This is a genomic window from Xylophilus sp. ASV27 (assembly GCF_016428875.1).
Classification (GTDB): Bacteria; Pseudomonadota; Gammaproteobacteria; order Burkholderiales; family Burkholderiaceae_C; genus Xylophilus.
Window position 1 is genome coordinate 1 of sequence record NZ_JAELTO010000213.1, and the last position, 2,033, is coordinate 2,033.

At 70.1% G+C, this 2,033-nt stretch carries 1 protein-coding gene and 1 pseudogene; both read right to left on the minus strand.

All coding sequences use genetic code 11. The features are described 5' to 3' along the window. Nucleotides 1-985: RNA polymerase sigma factor region1.1 domain-containing protein (locus tag JHD63_RS22345; RefSeq protein WP_304952654.1), on the minus strand; the 985-nt coding region annotated here is incomplete at its 3' end. 282 nt (nucleotides 986-1,267) lie between these two features. Further along, nucleotides 1,268-2,033, minus strand: a pseudogene (locus tag JHD63_RS22350) (DNA primase); the annotation flags it as partial.

Below are 2,033 nucleotides of genomic sequence, written 5' to 3' on the forward strand. Positions count from 1 at the left end.
CCAGGATGGCGGCGATGGTCGCGGGCGAGGCGGAGATGGCCTCCATCATGGCCTGCAGGCCGCCTTCGATGCGCTTGGCGATCTCGATTTCGCCCTCACGCGTGAGCAGCTCGACCGTGCCCATCTCGCGCATGTACATGCGCACCGGGTCAGTGGTGCGGCCGAATTCGCTGTCCACGGTAGACAGGGCGGCCTCGGCCTCTTCCTCGGCTTCCTCGACGGTGGCGGCCGTCGGCGTCACGTTGTTCTGGAACAGGGTTTCGGCGTCGGGCGTCTGCTCGTACACCGCCACGCCCATGTCGTTCAACATGGTGACCACGACTTCCATGGTCTCGGCATCGACCAGCTTGTCGGGCAAGTGGTCGGAAATCTCGACCTGCGTCAGGTAGCCGCGCGTCTTGCCCAGCGTGATCAGGGTCTTCAGGCGCGACCGGCGCTTGGCCATGTCCTCTTCGGACAGGACGGTTTCGTCCAGGCCGAATTCCTTCATCAAGGCGCGTTCCTTCGCCTTGCTGATCTTCATGCGCAGCGGCTTGACCTTCTCGGCCGGTGCCGCGGCGGCCTCGGCCGGGTCGGCCGCTGCCGGTTCTTCCTCGAACTCGGCCTCGATGTCGGACAGGTCGGCGTCGTCGGTGACCGCGGCCACGCCGGCCTTGGGCTTGCGGCCGGGCTTGGCGGCGGCGGTGGCCTTGGGCGGGCGGCCGGCCTTCTTCTTGGGGGCTTCTTCGCCGGCGGCGGCTGCGGACTTGCTGGTCTTGGCGGCCTTGCCTGCGTTCTTCAGCAGTTCATCGGCGGCGGCTAGGAGTTTCGAGGTCGTGGACTTGGATGCGGGCACTGGCTTGGCTTTCTTCGCCGCAGCGGTGGGGGCGCTTCGTGCTGCGGGCTTGGCAGCGGCGGTGGCGTTCACCTTGCCGGCTGCGGGTTTCTTGACAGTCTTGGCGGGAGCGGCGGACTTGGCAGACTTCGCGGGCTTTTGAGAAGGCATGAGGACCTCGGAATCAAAGACGGACACAAAGAAAATGCAAGGCGCCACGGTTCCCGGCGCGGGTGAACGGGCAGCGGCGGAGCCGACTGCCGGGTCCGAAGCGGCAGTGGCACGCGGGCCGGCTGCTTCACTTCAGATGAGGAGATATCCTCGGACGACAAGATGTCTGGGCGATCATTTGGAGTGCAGCCCTTGCGGTGAGGGGGCCTGTCGTGCGCGGTATGTCACGGTTGGCCGGGTCCGGAGGTACTGCTGTCGCTCTTGCCGTCAGCTAACCGCGCATTATAGCGCGCGATTGGATTTCAGCCGGGAGTCGAGGTCCCTGCGCCGTTCCTCCAGCGCGCGCCAGCGTTGCAGGGCCGCCGGATCGGACGCCGCCGCGGCGATGGCCTCGCGCTGCAGCACCTGGATGCGCTCGCGCAGCATCAGGTCCAGCAGGCCGCGCAACTCCGCGCGCAGTTCGCGCGGGTCTGCCTCGGTCGCGGTTTCGGCATGGTCGCCGGTCATGATGCGGTGGGCGGCCTCTTCGCTCTCGTGCCCGCGCAGGCCCTCGCGCAGGGCGGCCCAGGGGCGCGGGCCGTGCTCGTGCAGCTCGCGCTCCAGCCAGACGAACAAGGGGCCCAGGGGCGCCGGCAGTTCGCCCAGCATCACGTGGTCGTCATGCGTCAGCGTCTCCAGCGCGCCCATGTGCGTGAGCAGCAAGCGGGCCGCGTGCTCGGGCCGGCCCATGGGGGGGGCGCGCCGGCTGCGCGCGCGGCTCGGGGCATGGTGGTAGCCGGGGCTGCCGTCGAAGCCGGGCGGCGACCACGGCGCGCTGTCGCCCCCCCAGGCCGGCGGCCCATCGTCGCCATGGGCGCTGGCGGCGAGCGGCGGCTGTCTCTTATACACATCTCCGAGCCCACGAGACCGTACAGGAAATCGCGTATGCCGTCTTCTGCTTGAAAAAAGGGGGGGGGGGGGGGGGGGGGGGGGGGGGGGGGGGGGGGGGGGGGGGGGGGGGGGGGGGGGGGGGGGGGGGGGGGGGGGGGGGGGGGGGGGGGGGGGGGGG